Origin of the sequence: Chryseobacterium sp. VAUSW3 (assembly GCF_002205795.1) — a bacterium.
Lineage (GTDB): Bacteria > Bacteroidota > Bacteroidia > Flavobacteriales > Weeksellaceae > Kaistella > Kaistella yananensis.
The window spans coordinates 140,537-165,955 of the sequence record NZ_NIUY01000002.1 but is presented as its reverse complement, the minus strand read 5'-3'; the positions used below and the strand labels follow the sequence as shown (position 1 = coordinate 165,955).

Below are 25,419 nucleotides of genomic sequence, written 5' to 3'. Positions count from 1 at the left end.
GATTAATTGGGTTCGAAAATATAAAAAATATCAATATGTTTTAGTTTTTTTTCACAAAAAAACGCCTCCGGTTAAGGAGGCGTCATTTTATTAAGATCTAGAAGGGATTAGTTACCACCTTCCATTTTCTTTTTCAATTCTGCTAATACATCTAAATCACCTAGGGTTGATTTTTCTTCGTTACCTGAAGAACCCATTGGCTTGTTAGATGAAGAAGATTCTCTCACGTTTTTCTTTTCTTCGTCTCTGAAGATTCCTGTGTGAGATACTACTACTCTCTTGAATTCTTTGTTGAATTCGATCACTTTGAACTGTGCTTCTTCACCTTTCTTGATTTTAGAACCATCTTCTTTTTCTAATAATCTTGATGGGCAGAAAGCTTCAACTTCAGCATCTTCAAACTGTACCTGTGCTCCTTTATCGAAAACTTCAGTAGCTTTTCCTGCGTGTACAGTACCTTCAGCATATTTAGTTTCGAATTTATCCCAAGGATTTTCAAGAAGTTGTTTGTGACCTAAAGAAAGTCTTCTTGCCGCTGTATCAAGCTCAAGAACAACTACATCTAATTTATCACCAACTGCACAGAATTCTGATGGGTGTTTGATTTTTTTAGTCCAAGAAAGATCAGAGATGTAGATTAATCCATCGATACCTTCTTCCAATTCTACAAACACACCGAAATTAGTAAAGTTTCTTACCGTTCCAACGTGCTTAGAACCTACTGGATATTTAGTTTCGATATTTGACCAAGGATCCTGGCTAAGCTGCTTCATTCCTAAAGAGATTTTTCTGTCTTCTCTGTCAAGGGTTAAAACTTCTGCTTCTACCTCGTCACCTACTTTTACGAAATCTCCTGCACTTCTCAAATGAGTAGACCAAGACATTTCTGAAACGTGGATTAATCCTTCTACACCTGGAGCAACCTCTACGAATGCACCGTAATCAGCAAGAACCACCACTTTTCCTTTTACTCTGTCTCCTACTTTTAAGTCAGCAGAAAGTGCGTCCCAAGGATGAGCTTCTAATTGCTTCATACCTAACTGGATTCTTGTTTTCTCGTCATCGAAATCAAGGATTACCACTTTTACAGTTTCACCGTCTGACAGAATTTCTGATGGGTGGTTAACTCTAGACCAAGAAAGGTCTGTAATGTGGATAAGTCCGTCAACACCTCCAAGATCAACGAATACACCGTAAGAAGTGATATTCTTAACAGTTCCTTCAAGAACCTGACCTTTTTCAAGCTGACCGATGATTTCTCTCTTCTGACCTTCAAGATCTGCTTCGATAAGCGCTTTGTGAGATACAACAACGTTTTTGAACTCAGGGTTGATTTTCACAACTTTGAACTCCATTGTTTTACCTACGAACTGATCGTAATCTTTAATAGGCTTCACATCGATTTGAGAACCTGGTAAGAATGCTTCGATACCATGAACGTCAACGATCATACCGCCTTTAGTTCTTGATTTTACGAAACCATTCACGATTTCTCCAGTTTCGTGAAGTTCGTTAACTTTGTCCCAAGCCTTAAGTGTTCTTGCTTTTTTATGAGAAAGCTGTAACTGCCCAGATTTGTCTTCTCTTCTGTCAACCATTACCTCTACTTCATCACCAACTTTTAAACCTTGGTTGTAACGGAATTCGTTAAGAGAAATAACTCCTTCAGATTTGAAGTTGATATCAACAATTGCTTCTTTATCAGTAAGTCTTACAACTTTACCAACAAGAACATCGTTATCCTGAAGGTTGTTAAGAGATCCGTTATAGATTTCCTCTAAATCACTTTTCTCTTTTCTTGCATCAGCATCTAATCCTGATTCGAAAGAATCCCAATCAAACTGTTCTGGTGCTACGTTTTGGTTCAAAAGAACCTCTGCTTTGTCTGTCGTTTCTGACATAATAAAATAATTTGTATTCCTTCTTTTTCAATCTTTGGCTTAATGTGGTTAATGAAAAATACGGAAGATGTTAATTGTTAATGTTTTAACTTAGCCAAATGTTCCCACAAAAAGTGGTGCAAAATTAAGAATTTATTTGGTAAATGCAATAATATTCGGGAGTATATTTTTAAAATCTTACCGGTCTCATTTTCAAACCAAAGCGTTTTCTTTTACCTTTGCAAAATGAATTTAGAAACCATCTATCAAAAACTGCAGATTCAGGACATGAATCAAATGCAGAAATCTACCTATACTGCCTCAGAAAACGAAAAAGATGTCATTCTGCTTTCTCCAACAGGATCAGGAAAAACGCTGGCTTTTTTATTTCCGCTGCTAAGAAATTTAAAGAAAAATTCATCGGGAGTTCAGGCGATGATTTTAGTTCCGGCAAGAGAACTTGCACTGCAAATTGAGCAGGTTTTCAAACAAATGGGTACCGATTTCAAAGTTTCTATCTGTTACGGAGGTCACGATAAAAAAGTAGAACTTAACAACTTTCGCGATGCACCTGCCTTACTGATAGGAACTCCGGGACGAATTGCTTATCATTTAAGAAATGAAAATTTTGACCCATCAACAATCAAAACTTTAATTTTAGATGAGTTCGACAAAGCGCTGGAACTGGGTTTTGAAGAAGATATGAATTACATAATTCAGGCTTTGGAAAACTGTTCGCAACGAATCCTAACCTCGGCAACTGCGATGGATAAAATTCCGTCGTTTGTTGGTTTAAAGGATGAAAAAATCATTAATTTTCTAAAAATTCATGATTCAAAACCTGACATTCAATTGAGAAAGGTAATTACAACTTCGGAAGAAAAATTAGATACTTTATTTCATTTAATCTGTAAAATCGGAAATAAAAGGACACTCGTTTTCTGCAACCACCGCGATGCCGTGGACCGAATTTCTGAGCTTTTAAGAGAAAAGGGAATTGAGCGCGAAACCTTCCACGGCGGAATGGAACAGGATGAAAGAGAGCGTGCACTTCTGAAATTCAGAAATGATTCTTCACGTATTTTAATTACCACGGATTTGGCCTCCCGCGGACTGGATGTTCCGGAGGTTGAATCGATTGTTCATTACCAGTTACCGCCGAAAGAAGATGCATTCATCCACAGAAACGGCCGTACTGCAAGAATGAACGCCAAAGGTTTTGCTTATTTAATTATGACTGATGATGAGAATTTCCCGTTCATAAAAAATAATATCCCGGAAGAAAATGTTTCCGAAAGCAACCGTGTTCCCGGAAAAACGCCTTTTCAAACTATTTACATCAGCGCTGGAAAAAAAGACAAAGTAAATAAAGTAGATATTGTAGGCTATCTCATCAAAAAAGGGGAACTCGGCAAAGAAGATATCGGTTTGATTGAAGTAAAAGACACCACTTCCTACGTTGCGGTTGACCGTAAAATGGTAAAAGATTTGCTGAAAAAATTATCTACCGAAAAACTAAAAGGTAAAAAAGTAAAAATGGAAGTTGCTTACTAAATAAACCTAAAAATTTCTACCTTTACCAACCTACATTCCTTTTATATGAAACTTAATTTACCCGATAAACTGTATTATTCGATAGGCGAAGTAGCCAAGGCTTTTAATGTAAACACGTCATTAATAAGATATTGGGAACAGGAATTCCCGATTATTAAACCTAAGAAAAATAAAAAAGGAAACCGGTACTTCACTCCTGAAGACCTCAAAAACCTGCAGATTATTTACCATTTGGTTAAAGAAAAAGGATACACGTTAGACGGAGCCCGGATCGCACTCGCTACCAATTCGAAAATATCAGAAACCATCAGCATGATCGACCGTCTGGAGTTTGTAAAAGCTGAGTTACAAAAACTGAAAGATTCCCTGATAGACAAACCCGAATAAAAAAGGGTGTTTTCAACGCAATAAAACAGGTGTTTTCACTGTAACTTATTGGTTTAATTCGTTTTATGTTTGCACAAAATGAATTATCATGCGCTTACCTCTACAAATTTCCGCCGCAAAAAATTATTTTTTAGGACTGGCCACATCGGGAGCAATCATGTTGGGCGGTCTTTTTTATTTTAATTCTGCAAAAACGGATGAGCGGCCACCTGATTCTCTTGAAACTGTAAATTATACAAAAACAGAGAAGAAAGAACTCTCAGAATTTAATCCCAATGATTTATCGGAAAGTGACTGGAAGAATTTAGGATTCTCTGAAAGACAAGTGGCTACCATCTTAAAATATAAGAACGTTGTAGGCGGCGAATTTACTTCAAAAGAACAGCTAAAAAAATGTTATTCCTTATCGGAAGAAAAATATTCAGAGCTCGAACCTTATATTTTACTTCCTGAAAAATCACCTTCTGATTCTTACCAAAGATTTACAAATTACCCATCGAAAGGTGGCAGCAATTATCCATACCGCGGTTACGAGAAAAAATCGCTCACGATTCCTGGAAAATTTAATCCAGATCATTTTACCGCAGATGATTTTGTAAAAATGGGTTTTACTGAAAAGCAGGCAAGTTCAATAGTAAAATACAAAGCTTATCTCGGTGGAAGCTTCATCAGCAAAGAAAAATTCAAAGACTGCTTCATCATCAGCGAAGAGCAGTACCGCAAAATGGAACCTTATCTTCTTCTTCCAGAGAAAACACCTGAAAATTTTTCAGTTAAAAATAATTACAGATCAAATTCTCCGGAAAAAGCCAAAATCGCTTACCAGAATTTCGATCCAAACCTAATTGATCTGGCAGGTTGGCAAAAGTTAGGCTTCTCCGAGAAACAGGCGCAGGTCATCATTAATTACCGAGACCGTAATCTAAAAGGCAGTTTTAAAACTCTGGATGATATTGCACGTTGTTTTGTAATTTCTGAAGAAAAGTTTGAAGAGATAAAACCTTACATTCTACTGAATCCCGAAAATTTTAAAACAACTTTACCTAAAAAGAGTTTCAGCGAGTCCGTGGTTACAAAAGCTGCAAATGAATCTGAATCCAAAACCGATTTTTCAAAAGTTGACATCAACCAAATTACGTTCAAGCAGCTTATAGAATTTGGTTTTGACGAAAAAAGTGCCGCCATGATGCTCAGTTACCGCAAAAAACTTGGTGGGTTTGTCAACCGACAGCAAATTATCGACACCTACGACATCGATAAAAATCTAGCGCAGAAATTAATTTCCACTGCTTATCTTGATGATTCGAAAGTCGCGAAATATACGCTCGCCGACGCTCCTGAAGATTGGTTGAAAACACATCCTTACTTTAAATATTCTGCCGATAAAATTATTTATCACCGGATTACAAATCCTGAAGACAGAAAAATATGGAAGCTGATAAAAGTAAAACCGGAATACGAAGCAAAAATGAGATTGTATTTGAAATAGTTTAATTATAGGGTAATAAAAAATCTCCTCAAATAAATTTTTTGAGGAGATTTTAATGACTGCGAAGATTTATTTTTTGATAAACTTCAGTGATTTATGATCTATATTCAGAATATAAACTCCCGGCTTCAGATTTTGAACATTTACCGAATTTTTGTTTTTAAACGGCCGACTTTCTTGCTGCACCAATTTTCCCGAAAGATCAAAAACAGAAATTTCCTGCGCGTTCTCCAGTTGTTTCCCTTTTACATACAGGCTGTTTCCAACGACAGGATTCGGATAAACAGACCAGTTATTTTCAGAATAAAACCCAACATCAGAGGTGGCCAAAACGCCCAGATTCTCGCAATAATCAGCAGGAAATGCTTCCCACTCGGAAAGGGTAAATGTATTTGACGGTTGCGTTACAGAACTCAGTCTGTACAGCGAAACATCACCCAAAACTGATGAATTACTCATGTCTTTAATTCCTACCGCATCTACCGTTGTCGAAGCATAACGAAGTTCAAGATATTGGCTTCCCGAAAAAGTGAGCTGAGGCGCAGCCGTTACAAATCTCGCCTCATCATTGGTAATACAGCTGAAATTGGAATATGGATTGAGCACAACAAATGTTTCGTTGTGCTGTACCAGTCCTTCGAGTTCATACGCATCGGGAAAATAATAATTACCTGCAGTGTTGTTATAAAACTGAGTACTGAGACGGTATTTATTGAGATTAACAGGATGCCCGGTTTTGTTGGTTATTTCAATTGCTCTATTATTCTCACTTCCTTCCAGATATTTTGTAATCATCAGATCCTTTGCATAAATATCGGTCGCTAAAGTTGTTGCAGAAACCGTATTGCTGTACATCGACTGATAGTAACTATTATCATAAGCCTGAACTTTGAAATTATAAAAGGTGGAAGGCTCCAAATGATCAATTGAAACTGAGGTATCTTTAGTATAGGCAATCAGCACATCATTCTGATAGATTTTGTATCCGATTACATCAGCATCGGGACTTGGCGTCCAGCTTAAATTTACAAAATAAGCACTTGTCTGCGTAATACTTAAGTTCGTGGGAGCCTGAGGTTCTAAAGAATTTGCGGTCTGATTCCAGATAGCATTTACCCATTGTGGATAATCGATAAAAGGATTTCGGTTTTTCTGTAATGCATAAACCTCATTATTCCTGTCGATCTCTCTTTGTGAAACCGGATCCTGATTATGCCACTGAAGAAGCATGGCAAGATACCAGTCTTCAAAAGCTTTTTCTTCGGTTCCGTCCAGCGGGCTTCGGTCGTTTGCAGCTGAAGTACCGTTATAATAATTAAAAAGACCTAATTTCCCTTCGTATCTCACCGCAAAATAAAGTAAACTTCTTGCAATATCTCCTTTAAATTCATCAACGGGTTCGTAAACACGTCCGGTATAACCGGAGCCAGGCGTTCCGTTGGCACTAATCCGCGATCCGTTTGTAAAAGTATAAAAAGGAGCGGTTGTAGTTTTAGCAATACCATAAGGATAGTTGCTCCTCAGCTGATTAATACGTGCATCCGTAGGAATTACGTAAAACAGATCCGAATACATCGGATAATTACTGTTGAATGTACTTTGAGGCATCATATGCTCTCTGTTCCAACCCTGCCCTTCTGCATTTGCAGATCCTGTAAGATTGGCGACGGTATATTCATAAACATCCGGACCGTTTGGGATTTCAGAATAAATATCCAGCAGGATGGTAGTATTACTTGCATCATGATCGTAATATTTATCTAAATCCGTTTTATTGTAAAATTCAGTCAAATCTCCATAATGCCAGTTAATATTTTTAGAGGAGATAATCTCGTGAAGTTTCGTTTTAAGCGCATATCCGCTTAAATTTGAAGTTCCTTCATAATAACCCGAAGGAATTTGTGAAAAAACCAAAGCTGGCAATAGAAAGCACAGAAGTAGAATTCTTTTCATTGATATCATTTTGAAGATTGCAAAATTACGCATTTAACTTTCGCAAAATCAGGAATTAAACCTAATTTTCAAAAAATATTTTCAGGCTTCACCAATTTAATTATCTTTGAAAGCAAATACTATCTATGAACAGTGACACTTTACACAACATTAATATGATTGCTGAAACTGCCAAAGAGTTTGCAGAAAAAAATATCCGACCGAATATTATGGACTGGGACGAAAGCCAGACTTTTCCGGTTGAACTTTTTCACCAAATGGGTGAAATGGGGTTTATGGGAATTGTAATTCCCGAAGAATACGGTGGTTCAGGTCTTGGTTATCACGAGTACGTGGCCATTCTTGATGAAATTTCACAGGTTGATCCTTCCATCGGACTATCCGTTGCTGCCCACAACTCATTGTGTACCAATCACATTTACGAATTCGGAAACGAAGAACAGCGCCACAAATGGCTCCCACAACTTGCTTCTGGTAAAGTTATCGGTGCATGGGGCTTAACAGAACACAATACAGGATCCGATTCCGGCGGGATGAGCACTACAGCGGTAAAAGATGGTGACGAGTGGATTCTTAACGGGGCTAAAAACTTCATTACCCATGCAATTTCCGGCGACATTGCTGTTGTAATGACCAGAACCGGCGAAAAAGGAGCAAAAAATAACTCTACAGCTTTCGTTTTGGAAAAAGGAATGCCAGGTTTCAGTTCAGGAAAAAAAGAAAACAAATTAGGAATGCGCGCCTCCGAGACTGCAGAATTGATTTTCGACAACGTAAGAGTTCCCGATGCCAACAGATTAGGTGAAGTTGGATCTGGATTCAAACAGGCAATGAAAATCCTTGATGGCGGAAGAATCTCGATCGCAGCATTAAGTTTAGGTATTGCCCGTGGCGCGTACAAAGCCGCTTTGAAATATTCTTTGGAAAGACACCAGTTTGGCAAAGCAATTAACCAGTTTCAGGCGATTAACTTCATGCTTGCTGATATGGCAACGGAAATTGATGCTGCAGAATTACTCATTCAGCGTGCTTCTAATTTAAAAAATGCCAAGCAACCCATGACCAAAGAAGGCGCTATGGCTAAACTTTACGCTTCGGAAGCTTGTGTTAGAATTGCGAATAATGCAGTTCAGGTTTTCGGCGGATATGGCTATACGAAAGATTTTCCGGTAGAAAAATTCTACAGAGATTCAAAATTATGTACTATTGGCGAAGGAACTTCCGAAATTCAGCGTCTTGTAATAGGCAGAGAAATTTCGAAATAAATTCAACAATATTCAAAGATAAAGCATCCGATATGGATGCTTTTTTTATCTTAATAAGACTTGAACTTTCAGAGTTTTGACATTATAATTTTTATATTTGTTCAAATTAAACAGTAAATGGATAAAATTGATGCACTAAACCAAGTTGCAGAATTTCACAAAACCTTTAATGCGCCCATTTTAGATACCCCGCAAATCCCATCCAAAGAAAGATGTGAATTAAGAATTTCTTTACTACAGGAAGAATTAAATGAATTAAAAGATGCAATCGCAGACAATAACATTGTAGAAGTTGCTGACGCACTTTGTGATCTGCAGTATGTTTTAAGTGGTGCGGTGCTGGAATTTGGTTTGGGCGAAAAGTTTGTAGAACTTTTTAACGAAGTTCAGCGGTCGAATATGTCGAAGGCTTGTGCAAACCAGCAGGAAGCCGATGAAACCATCGCATTCTATCAGGAAAAAGGTGAGGAAGCTTTTGCTGAAATTTCCGGCAATAAAATTAATGTTCACCGCAAAAGCGATTACAAAGTTCTGAAAAACAAATATTATTCCCCTGCCGACCTCGAAACCATTTTAAAGAAGATTTAAAAATAAAATATGAATAAATTAACCAAATCTATACTTCTATCCGCTATCTTGTTTTTTTCGCTTCAATCCTGTAACGCTCAAAAAGTGGTGGTAAACCGTGAAGTTGAAACAACCAACGACGGTAAAATGCTGCTCGGAATGCAGACAAAAGACCAGCTCCTAAAATTACCTTACAGCGATTGGTATTCGAAAGAGTACGATCAATACACCATCGATCAGAAAGCTGTGGCAGAACTTAAAAAAGAAAAACTGGGCTCTTACAACATCATCATTGTGTTGGGCACCTGGTGCGAAGATAGCCACCGCGAAGTTCCGAGACTGATGAAAATCCTGGAAAACGTGAATTTTCCCGAGCAAAAACTCACCATTATAGCGGTAAACCGTAAAAAGGAGGCTCCCGGCGGCGAAGAAGGCGTTTATAATATACAGCGCGTTCCAACAATTATCGTACAGAAGTATGGCAAAGAAATTGGTAGAATTATAGAATATCCGGCGTCGGGTTATCTGGAAAGAGATTTACTCGAAATCGTGCGCAAAGACAACACTTCATTTAAAGATTTACTGAAATAATTGAAAACAAACTCTAAAATACTGCCGTTTATCCTGGGAGCCGCGCTGGTGCTGTTCATTGTTTTACTTTGGAATGCGCTGACAAAAAAACCAGAGGATAAAGTTCAGAACGATTTTTACATCATCACCAACCAAATTCGCAAAATGAACAAAATGGTGGTGATGGAACAGAATTTCTCAAGCATGCAGAAAACCAAAATCACTTCCGAACTTTTTGGAGGAATGCTGCCGGACATCGAAAAAGAGCTCATTACCTTCACCAAAACAAATGCTCAGGTTTCTTACGATTTAAATAAAATGAAACTCGAAGTTGATTCTGTGAATAAAAAGCTGATCATAAAAGAACTTCCGAACGCAGAAATAAGAATTATTCCCAGCGTCGAAATACAGTCGATGGATGATTCTTTTATTGATCGTTTTAATGAAAAAGACCTTCAGAAAATCACCAAATCTGCAAAAGACAATGCATATAAAACGGTTAACCAGAACCGGCTTCGCGATGAAGGCCGCAAACAGCTTTTAGAAAATTTGGATAATATTTTTGTTTTGGCAAAGGCTTTGAACTATACAATTGAAGACCAAACAGGTCTCATTGATACTTCGAAATTTTAAAAACCAAAAATCATGGACAAAGAAAAGAACGACCCCAAAACAAATAAGGCCGAAATTAAGAAACAAAATCAGGATTTACCCAATATTCCGGCATCTTCAGAAAAAATTAAATCCGGAGAAACTGCCGAAAAAGAAATTAAGGAAACATCAATACTTCACAAAGACGGCAAAACCGACAACACAGACCAAAGCGAAAATTAATTTTTCGCTTTTTTTATGCAAAATAGTGAGCGTTAATTAATGTTAAACACAAATCAATATTCCGGATATTATGTTAAATAAATTTAAAGTTATTTTAATTAAACAATTCTGTCATAATTTTTGATTCGTACTTTACAGATCACAAATATTAATACTTAAAAATTAAACATTATGTCTTATACTATCGTGGGAATGTTCCCAACCACTGAAGCAGCCGATAAAGCATCGCATAAACTCGATAATGCAGGTTTCGAAAAAGAAGATTACAAAGTTTCGCGCTACTCCACTACCGGAGATTACGATCCGGAATTTGGGTACGATTATGAAGAAGATGAAAAAACAACGGGATTTTGGGACTGGCTTTTCGGAGACGATGATTCCAGCAAAAACAAATACAGCTATGCAGCTACTAAAAGCAACCTGGTAACCGTATATACCGATGATGCAGACCGTGCAGAAAGAGCCCGGGAAATTTTAAACGAAGAGGGTGCGTTGGATGTAAATGATTTTACTAAAGACCGATATACAACCGAAGAATTTAGTTCACCAGACAACAATTTAACTTCCGATGAACGCGCCAGAATCATCAGCAAAGCAAAAAACAACCTTTATTTAACTGATGATTACCGAACTTACAACTTAAGAAACCGTGGTATGACGAACGAAATGGATTCCCTGGGCAGCCGGGATACCTTCTAAACCAAGTTTCATAATTTTACCCGTCCGGTTTCAGTTATTCTGAAGCCGGACTTTTCTTTTTATAAGTAACAACAATTTATACTTCCTAAGAAAAGACCTGGATTTCCTTTTTAAACTTTTCTGGTGAAGCAAAAAAGGATTTCCATTTCAATCGGATCTAAAACTCTTTCTCTTTCCCTCCTGAAAAATTCATGCAAATTCACTTTAAAACACACAAATTTCTTGAAAAGTATAAAATAAAAATTCACAGAAAATCCGTACTTTTGCAAATTAAACTCATAGTTCACAATGGTAAAAATTACTCTTCCCGACGGAAGCATCAAAGAATTTGAAAGTGCCGTAAGCGCACTGGAGGTAGCAAAATCGATAAGCGAAGGCCTGGCCAGAAACACCATTTCTGCAATTGTAAACGGAACACAGGTTGAAATCAACACGCCAATCACCACCGATTCTACGATTCAGCTTCTTACGTGGAACGATGAAATGGGTAAAAAAGCCTTCTGGCACTCCTCCGCTCACTTGTTGGCGCAGGCAATTATGGAATTTTATCCTAATGCAAAATTAACCATTGGTCCGGCAATCGACAGCGGATTTTATTATGACGTAGATTTCGGTGACGAAAGTCTTTCTGAAAAAGACTTCGAGAAAATCGAAAAGAAAATGCTTGAAAACGCGAAAAAAGACGCAACCTTCAAATTATATCCGGTTTCCAAAGCTGATGCTTTGAAAGAATACGCAGACAATCCATACAAAACAGAACTAATTTCTAACCTTAACGACGGTGAAATTACGTTCTGCTCCCACGATAATTTTACAGATTTATGCCGTGGCGGCCACATTCCCTCAACCGGAATTGTGAAGGCTGTTAAAATCCTTAACGCTGCAGGAGCCTACTGGCGCGGTGACGAAAAAAATAAACAGCTTACACGAGTTTATGGTATCTCTTTCCCTAAACAGAAAGAACTCACCGAATATTTGGAAAGACTTGAGGAAGCAAAACGCCGCGACCACCGTAAATTGGGTAAAGAACTGGGAATTTATGCTTTTTCTGAAAAAGTAGGCGCTGGTCTTCCGCTTTGGTTACCGAAAGGAACCGCGCTAAGAAAAAAACTCGAAAACTTTTTATCTGAAGCACAGAAAAAATCCGGATACGAATTTGTAATGACTCCGCATATCGGTGCGAAAGAATTATACGTAACTTCCGGACATTGGGACAAATATGGTGCAGATAGCTTTCAGCCTATAAAAACGCCTAACGAAGGTGAAGAATTTATGCTGAAACCAATGAACTGCCCACATCATTGCGAAATCTATAAAGTTGGGCAATGGTCTTATAAAGATTTGCCGAAACGTTTTGCAGAATTCGGGACTGTTTACCGATACGAGCAATCCGGTGAACTTCATGGTTTAACAAGAGTTCGTGGATTTACCCAGGATGATGCGCATTTATTCTGTACACCAGACCAGCTTTTGGCAGAATTTGAAAACGTAATCGATCTTACACTTTACGTCTTCAAATCATTAGGATTTGAAGATTTCGTTACTCAAATTTCTTTAAGAGATCCCGATAACAAAGAAAAATATATCGGCTCCGATGAAAATTGGAAAAAAGCGGAAGACGCCATTATGCAGGCAGCTGAGAAAAAAGGTCTGAAAACAAAAGTAGAATATGGTGAAGCCGCGTTCTACGGTCCTAAACTGGATTTCATGGTGAAAGACGCGCTGGGGAGAAGCTGGCAGTTGGGAACCATTCAGGTAGATTACAATTTACCGGAAAGATTCGATCTTTGGTACACGGGAAGCGACAACGAAAAACACAGACCCGTGATGATTCACCGTGCGCCATTCGGTTCTATGGAAAGGTTTATCGCTATTTTGCTCGAAAATACAGCAGGAGATTTCCCACTTTGGCTCGCTCCGGATCAGTTTACCATTTTACCGATCAGTGAAAAATATGTTGATTATGCAAAAAAAGTTTCACAATTGCTGGAAAATCACGATATTTGCGGCTTGATTGACGACAGAAATGAGAAAACGGGTAAAAAAATCCGTGATGCAGAGTTGAAAAAACTCCCTTTCATGCTTATTGTAGGTGAGAATGAGGAACTTAACAACACAATTTCTGTAAGAAGAAGAAGAGGCGAAGGAGATTTGGGCGAGATGAGCATCGAAGACTTTATTTCTTACTTTAAAAAAGAATCAAAAATTTAAAATTAACTTTAAAATTTAATACCATAGCACAGAAATTCAATTACCGAGGTAGAGGCCCACAGCGCCGTGTACAGGAAGATTTGCACCAGATTAATGAAAAAATCCGTGCAAAAGAAGTACGTTTGGTCGGTGATAACGTAGAGCCAGGAGTTTATCCCTTAGCAAAAGCATTAGAAATAGCAAAAGACCAGGAACTGGATTTGGTTGTAATTTCTGATAAAGCGGAGCCTTATATTACCAGAATTCTGGATTATAAAAAATTCCTTTACGAACAGAAAAAGAAAACCAAAGAACTTAAAGCCAAGCAGGTAAAAGTAGTTGTAAAAGAAATCAGATTTGGCCCACAGACTGATGAGCACGACTACGAATTCAAGAAAAAGCATGCTGAAAAATTCCTGGAAGAAGGTTCAAAACTTAAAACCTATGTTTTCTTCAAAGGCCGTTCGATTATCTTTAAAGACCAAGGAGAAATCCTTCTTCTAAAGTTGGCGCAGGAACTGGAACATGTTGGAAAAGTTGATCAGCTGCCAAAACTTGAAGGTAAGAGAATGATTATGATGATGAGCCCGAAGAAACCGGCAAAATAGGAATTACAGAATTTAAATTTATTTCGTTTAAATTTAAACTCACAAAAGATATTGATAACAAACAGATAAAATTAAGCAAAATGCCAAAATTAAAAACTAAATCAGGTGCTAAGAAGCGTTTTAAGCTTACCGGAACCGGGAAGATTAAAAGAAAAAATGCTTTCAAAAGCCACATCTTGACGAAAAAAGAAACGAAGCAGAAGAGAAATCTTACGCAAACTTCTTACGTTGCTACTGTGGATGAGAAAAGCGTTTTACGTCAATTAGCCATTAAGTAGTTTTTTATAAATCAACCGGTTTATAAGAATTCAAAAAATTCAAAAATTTTAACCCTGAAACGGAGCAAAAAAGTGTAATGAAATAAATTACCGCCCTTTTCAAAAAAAACAATTTAAATTATGCCAAGATCAGTAAATGCAGTAGCTTCCAGAGCTCGCAGAAAAAAAGTAATGAAGCAGGCTAAAGGTTTTTTCGGTAGAAGAAAAAATGTTTGGACTGTAGCTAAAAACGCCGTAGAAAAAGCAATGCAATATGCTTACCGCGGCAGAAAAGAGAAGAAAAGAAATTTCAGAAGCCTTTGGATCACGCGTATCAACGCTGGTGCAAGAGAACACGGAATGTCTTACTCCCAATTTATGGGTGCTCTGAAAAGCAACAATATCGAACTGAACAGAAAAGTTTTAGCAGATTTAGCAATGAATCATCCTGAAGCTTTCAAAGCAGTTGTAGATCAAATTAAATAAATGTAAAATTTTTTGTTATCAATATTAAATCTCATACAAATTTGTATGAGATTTTTTTATTATTTTTGATGAATTGCTAATAGAAAATGAAAAAACTTTTTATCGTTTCCGCCCTTTACCTTTCTATATTCTCTTCAGCCCAAACATTTATACAGGCTTATCAAAACAGGGTTGAGCAAATTACACAAACCAACATCAATACTTATCTTACCGAGTTTGCTGGTTTTGGAGTGAAGACCACTGGAAGTATTAACAACAACAATACATTTAACTGGCTGAAAAATAAATATCTTGGTTTTGGTTACACCAGCACTCAGATTTCAGAAAACGCGTTTACTTATAACGGGAATACTACAAAAAATCTTATTCTTACCAAGACAGGAACCAAATATCCCAACACTTATGTTATTGTGTGCGGTCATTATGATACCATCGCGGGTCCTGGCGTAAACGACAACGGCAGCGGGACTTCAGTAATTCTTGAAATCGCCAGAATCCTGAAAGATATTCCCACCGAATATTCCATTAAATTTATCAATTTCACAGGTGAAGAACAGGGATTTCGTGGGAGTCAGAATTACGTAAATACCGTTGTAAACAGCACCAATCCTAAAATGGATATTAAAGTAGTATTCAACATTGATCAAGTTGGCGGCGTTGCTGGCGAGGTTAACAATACGATAACCTGCGAACGCGACACCAATAATTCACCTTCTACAAATAATTCAGCATCTAGCACTATTACACAGCAACTGATGAATTGTGTTGCACTGTATTCACCACTGCAAACTAATTTATCTTATGCCTATGGCTCAGATTATATGCCGTTTCAATCTAACGGAGAAGTAATTACAGGATTTTACGAATTTAATGAAAGTAATAAGCCTCATTCCGCAGGCGACACCTATGTGAATATGGATCCTGTATTTGTATATAATGTTACAAAAGCCGCTTTAGGCGCTGTACAGCATTTCGCCACGGCAGAAACCACTGCTCTTTCAACAAATGACTGTCCACCGGAAAAAATGCTGCAGTCTTTGCGAATTTACCCGAATCCCGCCTCAGACTTTATCAATATAGAAATGTTGAACACGAATTTAAAGGATTATTCTTTCAGCATTACAGACCTGTCGGGAAAACTTCTTCTTCGATCAGAAAATTCAAAAAAGATTAATATTTCTAGTCTTTCTCCAGGAATTTATTTAGGAACGATGACTGTTGAGGACCAGAAACTAACAAAGAAAATCGTTATTAAAAAATAGTAAAAGGATAAATAATTTCAGTTATTTACCACTCAAAACTTCGCTGTAAACGTTCATCAAATCCCTGGCGATATTTTCATCGCTGAATCTTTGAACATATTTTAAACCTTTTTCAACACGCCTATTTCGCTCCGCTTCATTGTTCCAGAGGAAAAGGATTTTCGATTTCAGATCTTCTGGCTGCGTAGGATTAACATAGAGCGAATCAGGCCCGCCAGCTTCCGGAAGACAGCTTGTGTTACTGGTAATAACAGATGTGCCGGAAAACAGAGCCTCAATTACAGGAATCCCAAAACCTTCAAAAACACTTGGATACACAAAAATTTCCGCAAGTTTGTAAACCGCAGCCAATTCCTCCATCGAAACATTTTCAAGAAAAAAGGTCTGATTCTGGAGCTTATTTTTTTTTATAAATTTTTCTACTTTATTAAAATATTTGGTCTTTTTACCGATTACAACCAGCGGAATATCTGTTCCGGTAATAGCTTTTACAATATTTAAAAGATTCTTTCTTTCCTCAATGGTGCCTACATTCAATATAAATTTTTCAGGTATACCAAATTTTTCTTTTACTGAATTTAAAAATTCCGAAGACTGCATTTCTTTAAATGATTGATGACAGCCCTGATAAACGACCCGTATTTTACTTTCAGGAACTTTCAGGAATTTTATGGTATCGCGTTTAGTCTGTTCAGAAATTGCAATGATCATGTCTGCCTGCTCAGCAGCCTTTTTAAATTTCCAGAAATGAATTTTACGGTCGAAAAAACTGTAATATTGCGGAAATCTCATAAAAATAAGATCATGAACCGTAGCAATTTTTTTTATGGGTTTATTATTCCATTTTAAAGGAAGCTCGCCTGAAAGTCCGTGGAAAATATCAGCATCAATATTTTGAGCATCTTTTCCCATTTTAAACTGTCGGGAAAAGCTACCTTTTGATGTTTTCTTAAATGAAACACCTGGTATTTCCAAAATCTTTTTTCCTCTTTCTGACTGCTCTTTATTGAGAATAATGTATTGGTTTTGAGGAAAATGAGTGGCCAAAATCCTCACCAAATCACGGGAATAATTTCCCAGACCCGATGCATTATTGAAAAAGCGTTTACCGTCGAAAGCAATTTTCATTACTCAAACGGTTTTATAATATCCTGCGACAATTGTTGCTTTTTCCAATGCTCTGTCCTGTTTTTATAAAGGAAGAACTTTGCAAGTTTGTATTTATCATCGATATGACCTTCGTACTCCATTCCCATTTCTCGGTAGGGTGTATTTGGAGCCTGCTGCAAAACCTCCTTGATAGCGTGTGTGAAAACAGTCGGACCTGTTGTTTGATGAACATCATGAGGATATCGGTGTTCAAAAATGTTGATCAGGCACAATTCCAATGTTCTTTTCAAGAAAGGATGACCGACATCAAAAATTAGCGCCCATTGCGTATAATGATGGCCATTGTTTTCGATTGAAATAATTGCCTCATCAGAATCTTTAATAAAATCCCGAAATCTGGAAATCAATTTACAATCTATATCCAAATAAATCCCACCTTTTTTATACAAAATTGCGTAGCGGAAAAAGTCTGCTTTAGCCGCTCCAACGGTAAGACTTTTATACGCCACATAATATTCACGTGGAAATTCTTCTAGCAAAAATTTTTCAATACGCTCATCGTCGTAAAAATGATAAGTATATTCCCGATTTCTTCGTAGCATTCTTTTGATATGCATCCGAGTAAGCCATGGTAATTTTTCTGACTTAAAGGTTTGAAATATTTGTTTTGGAATCGCCATATTCTTTAAACAGCAACATTATTTTCTCTCAATGCGTCGTTAAGAGAAGTTTTTTTGTCAGTAGATTCTTTACGCTGTCCGATAATTAAAGCACAAGGAACCTGATATTCACCAGCAGGAAACTGTTTCGTATAACTTCCGGGAATTACAACGGAACGGGCCGGAACTCTTCCTTTAATTTCAACAGGCTCGGAACCGGTTACATCGATGATTTTTGTAGAAGCGGTAAGGACAACATTTGCTCCCAAAACAGCTTCCTTTTCTACGTGAACTCCTTCTACCACGATACATCTTGAACCTACAAAAACATCATCTTCAATAATTACGGGTGCAGCCTGAAGTGGTTCCAAAACTCCGCCAATTCCTACACCACCGCTCAAGTGAACGTTTTTCCCGATCTGTGCGCAGCTGCCAACAGTTGCCCAGGTATCGACCATCGTTCCGGAATCTACATAAGCACCAATATTTACGTAAGAAGGCATTAAAATTACTCCTGAAGCAATAAAAGCTCCTTCACGTGCCACGGCATGCGGCACTACTCGAACACCTTTCTCAGCATAATTTCTTTTCAACGGCATTTTATCGTGGAATTCAAAAGGACCCACTTCAATAGTTTCCATTTTTTGAATAGGGAAATACATCACGACTGCTTTTTTCACCCATTCATTCACTTTCCAGCCATTTTCTGTAGGCTCCGCAACACGCAGTTCACCCAAATCCAACTGACGGATTACCTCACGGATGGATTTTTGGCTGTCTTCATCTTTCAAAAGTTCGCGGTTATCCCAGATATTCTCGATAGTTTGCTGTAACATAATTTTGATTGTTTTATAAGAATTTAATTGGCGCAAATTTACAAAACTCTTCGGGCGAATAGATAAGCTTTGTTCCAATATTTTTCGTTAAGTGAAGAAATAATCACGCCTTTAGACGTAGATGCATGGATAAATTTCACTTCGCCATTACTTCCGATATCGTGTACAATTCCTACATGAGAAACCCTGCTGCCGCCTGCTGTAGCGAAAAATACAAGATCTCCCGGTTTTGTATCACGAATATTGATTTGTTTACCAACCGTAGACTGATCTTCAGACCGGCGCGGAAGCTTTGTATTGTTTTCATTGAAAACCTTGGTAACCAAACCAGAACAGTCGAAACCAGCTGAAGTATTGCCCGCATATTTGTACGGAGCACCAAGATATTTTTGCGCATCTTTAAGAATTTCCTGAATCTGCGCATTTACTTTCCCAGAAAAATTAGACTCCAGCGGTTTAAGATCCGGGCTTTTTTTAACAGTTTTTGTAGGTACACTTCTTTTAACTACTGGGGTTGAAGTTCCACAGGAAACTACAAAAAATAATGCAAGAATTGCAAATAGAACGTTTTTCATTTTTAACAGTGAGGGTTGTTCAAAAATAGTAAAATTATTCACAAAATTACAAGAATTTCAATAATTTCCTTTATTACCGCGTGTTTTTACAGATTTTGGTGTCTCGATTTATGCGTTTTCAAAAAAAGGAATTATATTTAAATCCCAATTAAGAAGAATGATTATTTCTGAATTAAAAGAATCTTTTGAAAACCAAATATCTGGAATTTACGCAAATTCCGAAATCAGCGAACTGTTTTCAATTTTTTGCACCCAAATTTTAGGAATCAATAAATTTGAATTAAGGAGATCTGAGGACCACATTATTTCTGAAGAACAAAACAGCGTTTTTATAAAAATAATCACTGAATTAAAAGCAGGAAAACCATACCAGCAAATCCTGGGTGAAACCGAATTTTATGGATTGAAATTTTTTGTGGACGAAAATGTACTGATTCCAAGACCGGAAACTGAGGAGCTTTTGGAACTTGCAATCACCGAAATTCACAAAAATAAGGTAACAGATTTGAAAATTCTGGACATTGGTACCGGAAGTGGGATTATTCCCATTGTTTTGAAAAAGAAATTTCCTGAAGCCAAGGTTTCAGCAATAGATTTTTCTGAAAAAGCCCTGAAAACCGCGAAGAAAAATGCGGATTTCCACGAGGCAGATATTAATTTCATCCACCAGAATTATCTTGAAGAATATTTATTAGAAGTTTACGATATTATTATTTCGAATCCGCCTTACATTGGCATTGATGAGGAAAAAGAAATTGCTGATTCGGTAAAGGAATTTGAACCCAAAATGGCATTGTTCTCTCCTACTTCAAATGCCCTGATATTTTACGAAAAAATTGCTGAAGACTGCAATAATCACCTGACAGAAAAGGGAATGGTGTTCCTGGAAATTAATCAGAAATTAGGTGAGGAAACCAAAGCTCTTTTCACTAACGTTCTATCTGAAGTACATCTCATCAAGGATATTTCCGGCAATGACCGGTTTGTTTTCGGCAGGAAGTAAAGTGACCTAATCGGGCGCGAGCGAAGCGAGCGCCAAAAAGTGTAATTATAAATCTTCTGGAGAAAACCCGACAGAAATTCTAGCCCCGGTTGCAGTGGAAATCCTTTTTTTGCGCGAGCGAAGCGCGTGAAAAAAAAGATTGTAGCGAAAAACGGGACCACTCTTCAAAAGAAGAAATCCGTTTTGTTGCTCCTAAAAAAACTAACCAATTTTCTTTTTCACGAAAACCATATACGCCATATAAATAAGCGGTAATGCCATGATACCCAGGAAAAGTGAATTTTCAACAGCTCGTTCTGGCTGCAATGCGACTGCGTAAACCAATCCGAAAAAAGCTCCGCCCATGTGAGCAGCATGACCGATATTGTCATGTTGACGCGGATTCAGCATGCTGTAAACAGAATATCCGAAGTATAACAATCCGAAAATATATCCCGGAATCGGTATCGGTATAAAGAAGAAATAAATTCCCAGATCAGGAATCATGGCGATGGAAGCAAATAAAATTCCTGAAACGCCGCCACTCGCTCCAATTGCCGAGTACCAGGACTGGTTTTGGTAAAGATAAAGCGAGAAAAGATTTCCTAAAAGTATAGACCCAAAATAAACCGCCAAAAATCCTATTTCGCCGAAAGCCTGCAAAACAATAGGTCCAAAGAAATACAGCGTCATCATATTGAAGAGCAAATGCATTAAATCTCCATGTAGAAATCCTGCAGAAATTAATCGTATATATTCTTTATTGCCGCGGATTGCGCCAACATTGAACTTATATTTCTCGAAAAGTTGCTGGTTACTGAATCCAAAGTAACTGAAAATTGCAGTTGCCGCGATAATAATGATTAATATGGTGCTCATAATATTTTTATCATAAAAAAGTTTCAGAAAAACCGAAACTTTGTTTATACTATTTCTGAAGTTAAACTTCTGGAGATTAATTTTTCGTGCATTGGCTTCAGGATTTCCAAGCTTCCTGTTTTCACGGTACATTTCCCTTTGTAATGAACCAGAATCGTGCATTGCTCAGCCTGCTCAAGCGTGTGTCGGCAGATTTCGATAAGTGCTTCAATAACATAATCGAATGTATTTACATCATCGTTCCAGAGAACGAGTTTATAAACTTCGTCTTCTTTTTCCAAAAGCGCCACTTCTTCATCGTATTCGCGCTCTGGTTTTTCGTAATCGTGAACTGAATTATTTGTATAAAATCTGCTCATTTTCTTAAATTTCACCAAGTTCATCTGCCAAATCACTCAGAATATTGGGTTCTTCGAAGGTAAGCTCTACCAAATCAACACTCTTGTTCTGCATTTTCAGAATTTTAACGTGATAATCATTGATGCTGAATTCCTGGTTTTCTTCCGGAATATCTTCAAGTTCATGCAAAATAAAACCTGCCAATGTATTGTACTCCCCATCTTCTGAAAGTGGGAATGATTTCGGCAAATGTTCGTTAATTTCATCCAAAGGCTGAGTTGCCTGAACCCAAAACACATTCTCGCCAACTTTCTCTACAATTTTATCCTCGTCGTCTTCTTCATCCTGAATTTCACCTACCAATTCTTCCAAAATATCTTCGAGCGTGATAATCCCTTCTGTACCGCCAAATTCATCAATTACAACTGCGAGATGCTGTTTTTTCTGCTGGAAAACCTTCAAAAGGTCCGAAATCTTTTTACTTCCCACTACGAAAAACGGTTCGCGCATCAGTTCTTTTAAAACTTCGTGATCGATGATTCCTTTCCTTTTAATGTATTCTCGGATAATTTCTTTAGCATAAAAAATCCCGATAATATTATCAATAGAACCGCTGTACACAGGAACTCTGGAATAACCACCATCCATTATTTTTGAAATAATTTCCTCTACTGAATCATCAATATCAATCGACGCAATATTTTGGCGCGGCACCATGATTTGCTTGGCAGAATGATCTGTAAAATCGAAGGCATTTTTAATAATCTCGTAATTCTCTTCTTCAATTTCACCCGAATCTGCAGACTGTTTTACCAATAGCTGAAGTTCTTCTGTGGAGTGAATTTCGTGTTCGGAAGCCGGGTGAATTTTCATTAACCTTAAAACTCCGTTCGACATTTGGTTCATCGTCCAGATAAAAGGTTTGAAGATGGTGTAAAATGCCCTCAGCGGCACCGCAATAAACATGGTGGTAGGTTCTGCTTTCCGGATAGCAATCGATTTAGGAATTAATTCTCCAAAAACGATGTGCATAATGGTAATGATTAAGAAACTTGTCACGAGCGAAACCGTAGTAACGGTAGAATCTGCAACTGCAAATCCGAAATAATGAAAAAGATTTTCGATGATGTGGTGCAGCGCGCTTTCGCCGACAAAACCTAAACCAAGTGATGCAAGTGTAATCCCGAGCTGCGTGGCAGAAAGGTATTCGTCCAGATGTTTGATGATGTGCTCTGCCTGTTTCGCCATTGAGTTTCCTTCGGCGGCTTTGAGCTGGATTTGGGAGTAACGAACTTTAACGATAGAGAATTCTGCGGCTACGAAAAAACCATTGAGTAATACTAAGAATAAAGCTAACAAAAGCTTGACGACGTCCGAGTCCATTTAAATTTTTAAAAATATTTGATGCAAAGATATACAAAATTAAATTATAATAAAGTTCCGAAAATTGAATACCTATTTTAAGATTTTTCATCATAACAAAAAAAGCACCAGAACTCTCTGATGCTTTTAATATCTTACTACGCTGCTATTACGAATTCTTCAAAGCTTCTGCTCCGGATACAATTTCCAGAATTTCGTTGGTAATTGCAGCCTGACGGGCTTTATTGTAGAAAATTTTCAGTTCGTTTCTTAATGCTTCAGCATTGTCGGTAGCTTTGTGCATCGCTGTCATCCTTGCTCCGTGCTCTGAGGCAATTGAATCGAGAATTGCCTTATAAACCTGTGTTTTGATGGATTTTGGTATCAAAACATTCAGGATTTCTGCAGCGTTTGGTTCAAAAATATAATCGGTGTTTACCGTTTCATCTTTTTCAGCCATTGCAATTGGTAATACCTGCTCGGTTTTTACTTCCTGCGTTGCAGCGTTAATGAACTTATTATAAATCACAAAAACCTTATCGAATTTTTCTTCCTTATAATCCTTCATCACGTGCTCCATGAAATTGGAAACCACCTGAAAACTCATTCCGTCGAAAATTGCACTCTGGTTATCGTAAACTGTTCGTGTTCTTCTAACCGCATCGTACACTTTTTTACCTACAGAAAGAATTTCAACTTCGTGTTTGGCATTTCCGATTACTGCGTTCAATTCTTTAATAACCGAAGAGTTAAAAGCACCTGCAAGACCTTTGTTGGATGTTACTACGATATAAAGAACTTTTTTTACTTCTCTCTCTGCAGTGAAGGTAGAAATACCCTCCAACTCTGTAGTCGCACTCACATTTGCAATAATTTCCTGCAGTTTTTCTGAGTAAGGTCTCAACATGACAATAGCATCGGTTGCTTTCTTCAGTTTCGCTGCCGAAACCATTTTCATCGCACTCGTGATTTGCATTGTAGAAGAGATTGAAGTAATTCTTCCGCGTATTTCCTTTAAGTTAGCCATTCTATGGATTGAAAATTTAAAATTCAATATTCAGAATCTTTCATCTGAATATTGAATATTGAATTAATTTTAGTTGTATTTAGAAGCCAGTTCTGTAGCAGCCTGCTTCAAAACTCCTGTAATGCTGTCATCAATTTTTCCTGCTTTGATGGCTGCCATAGTATCAGGGTGTTTTGATCTAAGGAATTCTACATACTCTTTCTGGAATTCTTTTACTTTTCTGATCGGGATGTTTCTCAGTAAGTTTTCTGTTCCTGCATAAATCATCGCTACCTGAGAATCTACAGGAAGTGGTGAATTTACCGGCTGTTTCAAAATCTCAACGTTTCTTTCGCCTTTAGAAATAACTCCAAGAGTTGAAGCATCGAGGTCAGAACCGAATTTAGCAAACGCTTCAAGTTCTTTGTACTGAGCCTGATCCAATTTCAAAGTACCAGAAACTTTCTTCATTGATTTAATCTGAGCATTACCACCCACACGTGATACAGAAATACCTACGTTAATCGCTGGACGAACACCAGAGTTAAATAAATCTGATTCAAGGAAAATCTGTCCGTCTGTAATTGAAATTACGTTGGTCGGGATATACGCAGAAACGTCACCCGCCTGAGTTTCAATAATAGGAAGTGCTGTTAATGACCCGCCACCTTTTACAATTGGTCTTAAAGAATCCGGTAAGTCGTTCATCTGAGCTGCGATGGTATCATCAGCAATAACTTTAGCTGAACGCTCCAAAAGTCTGGAGTGAAGGTAGAATACGTCTCCTGGATAAGCTTCACGTCCCGGTGGTCTTCTCAACAATAGAGAAAGCTCACGGTAAGCTACCGCCTGTTTTGATAAATCATCATAGATGATCAAAGCCGGTCTACCCGTATCACGGAAATATTCTCCGATGGAAGCTCCCGCCATTGGTGCGTAAACCTGCATGGGAGTTGGATCGGATGCGTTAGCTGTTACTACAACAGTATAAGCCATTGCTCCTTTATCTTCTAAAGTTTTAACGATTTGTGCAACGGTAGAAGCTTTTTGTCCTACGGCTACATAAATACAATATACAGGCTGCCCTGCATCATAAAATTCCTTTTGGTTAAGGATGGTATCGATCGCTACAGTAGTTTTACCTGTCTGGCGGTCACCAATAATAAGCTCTCTCTGCCCTCTACCTACAGGAATCATAGAATCGATTGCTACGATACCAGTCTGAAGCGGTTCAGTTACCGGTTGACGGAAGATTACTCCCGGAGCTTTTCTTTCAAGCGGCATTTCAAATAAATCTCCGCCGATAGGTCCTTTTCCGTCGATAGGGTTACCAAGAGTATCTACTACTCTGCCTAACATCCCTTCACCAACTTTAATTGACGAAATTCTGTTGGTTCTGTTTACCGTATCTCCTTCTTTAACCATCTTAGATTCACCAAGAAGTGCAACACCCACGTTGTCTTCTGCAAGGTTAAGAACAATTCCTTCAATACCGCTTTCGAATTTTACCAATTCACCGTACTGAACATTTTCTAAACCGTATACTAAAGCGATACCATCACCGATGGTCAATACAGTTCCTACTTCTTCAATATTCGACTGGGTGTCGAAGTTGGCTAACTGCTGTTTAAGAATTGCAGATACTTCTGCCGGATTTATTTCTGCCATTT

General features: G+C 37.7%; 26 protein-coding genes. 15 read left to right on the top strand and 11 right to left on the bottom strand.

What is annotated here, in order from left to right; translation table 11 throughout:
- Window positions 1–107 precede the first annotated feature (107 nt).
- Entirely contained in the window at window positions 108–1,901 is a 1,794-nt protein-coding gene (rpsA, locus tag CDW55_RS05985) for a 30S ribosomal protein S1 (RefSeq protein ID WP_088468861.1), read from the bottom strand.
- Between the two features lie 225 nt (window positions 1,902–2,126).
- On the opposite strand from rpsA, the gene CDW55_RS05980 reads away from it, so the two are divergent.
- The 3 genes from CDW55_RS05980 (at window position 2,127) to CDW55_RS05970 (ending at window position 5,310) form a co-directional block, all read left to right on the top strand.
- Window positions 2,127–3,434, top strand: coding sequence for a DEAD/DEAH box helicase (locus CDW55_RS05980; protein ID WP_088468860.1), 1,308 nt, complete (start codon window positions 2,127–2,129; stop codon window positions 3,432–3,434).
- A 45-nt stretch (window positions 3,435–3,479) separates the two neighbouring features.
- A complete protein-coding gene (locus tag CDW55_RS05975; RefSeq protein ID WP_088468859.1) occupies window positions 3,480–3,821 on the top strand; it encodes a MerR family transcriptional regulator in 342 nt (113 codons plus the stop codon).
- An 88-nt stretch (window positions 3,822–3,909) separates the two neighbouring features.
- The gene (locus CDW55_RS05970; RefSeq protein ID WP_088468858.1) at window positions 3,910–5,310 is read left to right on the top strand and encodes a helix-hairpin-helix domain-containing protein; all 1,401 of its coding nucleotides are present in this window, start codon (window positions 3,910–3,912) and stop codon (window positions 5,308–5,310) included.
- A 69-nt stretch (window positions 5,311–5,379) separates the two neighbouring features.
- On the opposite strand, the gene CDW55_RS05965 is transcribed toward CDW55_RS05970, so the two are convergent.
- Window positions 5,380–7,263 (bottom strand): endonuclease, encoded by a 1,884-nt coding sequence (locus CDW55_RS05965; protein WP_088468857.1) that lies wholly within the window; start codon window positions 7,261–7,263, stop codon window positions 5,380–5,382.
- 125 nt (window positions 7,264–7,388) lie between these two features.
- Between CDW55_RS05965 and CDW55_RS05960 the strand changes: the two genes are divergently transcribed.
- The 11 genes from CDW55_RS05960 (at window position 7,389) to CDW55_RS05910 (ending at window position 16,001) form a co-directional block, all read left to right on the top strand.
- The gene (locus CDW55_RS05960; protein WP_088468856.1) at window positions 7,389–8,528 is read left to right on the top strand and encodes an acyl-CoA dehydrogenase family protein; all 1,140 of its coding nucleotides are present in this window, start codon (window positions 7,389–7,391) and stop codon (window positions 8,526–8,528) included.
- A 117-nt stretch (window positions 8,529–8,645) separates the two neighbouring features.
- Entirely contained in the window at window positions 8,646–9,116 is a 471-nt protein-coding gene (locus tag CDW55_RS05955) for a nucleoside triphosphate pyrophosphohydrolase family protein (RefSeq protein ID WP_088468855.1), read from the top strand.
- Window positions 9,117–9,125: 9 nt separating this feature from the next.
- Window positions 9,126–9,686, top strand: a complete 561-nt coding sequence (locus CDW55_RS05950) for a TlpA family protein disulfide reductase (RefSeq protein WP_088468854.1) — start codon at window positions 9,126–9,128, stop codon at window positions 9,684–9,686.
- Window positions 9,687–10,298, top strand: a complete 612-nt coding sequence (locus CDW55_RS05945; protein ID WP_088468853.1) for a DUF4230 domain-containing protein — start codon at window positions 9,687–9,689, stop codon at window positions 10,296–10,298. It abuts the gene before it with no gap.
- A 12-nt stretch (window positions 10,299–10,310) separates the two neighbouring features.
- On the top strand, window positions 10,311–10,499 hold the full coding sequence (locus tag CDW55_RS05940; RefSeq protein ID WP_088468852.1) for a hypothetical protein: 189 nt from the start codon (window positions 10,311–10,313) through the stop codon (window positions 10,497–10,499).
- A 171-nt stretch (window positions 10,500–10,670) separates the two neighbouring features.
- On the top strand, window positions 10,671–11,198 hold the full coding sequence (locus CDW55_RS05935) for a hypothetical protein (RefSeq protein WP_088468851.1): 528 nt from the start codon (window positions 10,671–10,673) through the stop codon (window positions 11,196–11,198).
- Window positions 11,199–11,486: 288 nt separating this feature from the next.
- Complete coding sequence (thrS, locus tag CDW55_RS05930; RefSeq protein ID WP_088468850.1) at window positions 11,487–13,409, top strand: threonine--tRNA ligase; 1,923 nt, start codon at window positions 11,487–11,489, stop codon at window positions 13,407–13,409.
- 80 nt (window positions 13,410–13,489) lie between these two features.
- Window positions 13,490–13,996, top strand: a complete 507-nt coding sequence (gene infC, locus CDW55_RS05925) for a translation initiation factor IF-3 (protein WP_143332927.1) — start codon at window positions 13,490–13,492, stop codon at window positions 13,994–13,996.
- An 80-nt stretch (window positions 13,997–14,076) separates the two neighbouring features.
- The gene (gene rpmI, locus CDW55_RS05920) at window positions 14,077–14,274 is read left to right on the top strand and encodes a 50S ribosomal protein L35 (protein WP_088468848.1); all 198 of its coding nucleotides are present in this window, start codon (window positions 14,077–14,079) and stop codon (window positions 14,272–14,274) included.
- Window positions 14,275–14,394: 120 nt separating this feature from the next.
- On the top strand, window positions 14,395–14,739 hold the full coding sequence (gene rplT / locus CDW55_RS05915) for a 50S ribosomal protein L20 (RefSeq protein WP_055042814.1): 345 nt from the start codon (window positions 14,395–14,397) through the stop codon (window positions 14,737–14,739).
- An 86-nt stretch (window positions 14,740–14,825) separates the two neighbouring features.
- Window positions 14,826–16,001, top strand: coding sequence for a M28 family peptidase (locus tag CDW55_RS05910; protein WP_088468847.1), 1,176 nt, complete (start codon window positions 14,826–14,828; stop codon window positions 15,999–16,001).
- A gap of 21 nt (window positions 16,002–16,022) precedes the next feature.
- Here the strand turns inward: CDW55_RS05910 and CDW55_RS05905 are convergent, their stop codons facing one another.
- Genes CDW55_RS05905 through CDW55_RS05890 form a run of 4 tightly spaced genes read right to left on the bottom strand, consistent with a single transcriptional unit; the run spans window position 16,023 to window position 19,181 of the window.
- Window positions 16,023–17,129 carry a glycosyltransferase family 4 protein gene (locus CDW55_RS05905; RefSeq protein ID WP_088468846.1) on the bottom strand — a complete coding sequence of 369 codons (1,107 nt, stop codon included), beginning with the start codon at window positions 17,127–17,129 and terminating at the stop codon, window positions 16,023–16,025.
- Window positions 17,129–17,791: a glycosyltransferase family 32 protein gene (locus tag CDW55_RS05900; protein ID WP_088468845.1), complete on the bottom strand. Its 663-nt coding sequence runs from the start codon at window positions 17,789–17,791 to the stop codon at window positions 17,129–17,131. Before CDW55_RS05900 ends, CDW55_RS05905 begins: the two co-directional genes overlap by 1 nt.
- A gap of 5 nt (window positions 17,792–17,796) precedes the next feature.
- Complete coding sequence (locus tag CDW55_RS05895; protein WP_088469523.1) at window positions 17,797–18,609, bottom strand: 2,3,4,5-tetrahydropyridine-2,6-dicarboxylate N-succinyltransferase; 813 nt, start codon at window positions 18,607–18,609, stop codon at window positions 17,797–17,799.
- Between the two features lie 35 nt (window positions 18,610–18,644).
- The gene (locus CDW55_RS05890; protein WP_088468844.1) at window positions 18,645–19,181 is read right to left on the bottom strand and encodes a C40 family peptidase; all 537 of its coding nucleotides are present in this window, start codon (window positions 19,179–19,181) and stop codon (window positions 18,645–18,647) included.
- Window positions 19,182–19,338: 157 nt separating this feature from the next.
- Between CDW55_RS05890 and prmC the strand changes: the two genes are divergently transcribed.
- Window positions 19,339–20,184 carry a peptide chain release factor N(5)-glutamine methyltransferase gene (gene prmC, locus CDW55_RS05885; RefSeq protein WP_088468843.1) on the top strand — a complete coding sequence of 282 codons (846 nt, stop codon included), beginning with the start codon at window positions 19,339–19,341 and terminating at the stop codon, window positions 20,182–20,184.
- Window positions 20,185–20,385: 201 nt separating this feature from the next.
- Here the strand turns inward: prmC and CDW55_RS05880 are convergent, their stop codons facing one another.
- The 5 genes from CDW55_RS05880 to atpA form a co-directional block, all read right to left on the bottom strand.
- A complete protein-coding gene (locus CDW55_RS05880; protein ID WP_088468842.1) occupies window positions 20,386–21,042 on the bottom strand; it encodes a rhomboid family intramembrane serine protease in 657 nt (218 codons plus the stop codon).
- 44 nt (window positions 21,043–21,086) lie between these two features.
- Complete coding sequence (locus CDW55_RS05875) at window positions 21,087–21,401, bottom strand: ATP-dependent Clp protease adaptor ClpS (RefSeq protein WP_088469522.1); 315 nt, start codon at window positions 21,399–21,401, stop codon at window positions 21,087–21,089.
- Window positions 21,402–21,405: 4 nt separating this feature from the next.
- Window positions 21,406–22,764 carry a hemolysin family protein gene (locus CDW55_RS05870; RefSeq protein WP_088468841.1) on the bottom strand — a complete coding sequence of 453 codons (1,359 nt, stop codon included), beginning with the start codon at window positions 22,762–22,764 and terminating at the stop codon, window positions 21,406–21,408.
- Window positions 22,765–22,912: 148 nt separating this feature from the next.
- On the bottom strand, window positions 22,913–23,770 hold the full coding sequence (gene atpG / locus CDW55_RS05865; protein ID WP_088468840.1) for an ATP synthase F1 subunit gamma: 858 nt from the start codon (window positions 23,768–23,770) through the stop codon (window positions 22,913–22,915).
- A 69-nt stretch (window positions 23,771–23,839) separates the two neighbouring features.
- Window positions 23,840–25,417 (bottom strand): F0F1 ATP synthase subunit alpha, encoded by a 1,578-nt coding sequence (gene atpA / locus CDW55_RS05860; protein ID WP_088468839.1) that lies wholly within the window; start codon window positions 25,415–25,417, stop codon window positions 23,840–23,842.
- Window positions 25,418–25,419: the final 2 nt, after the last annotated feature.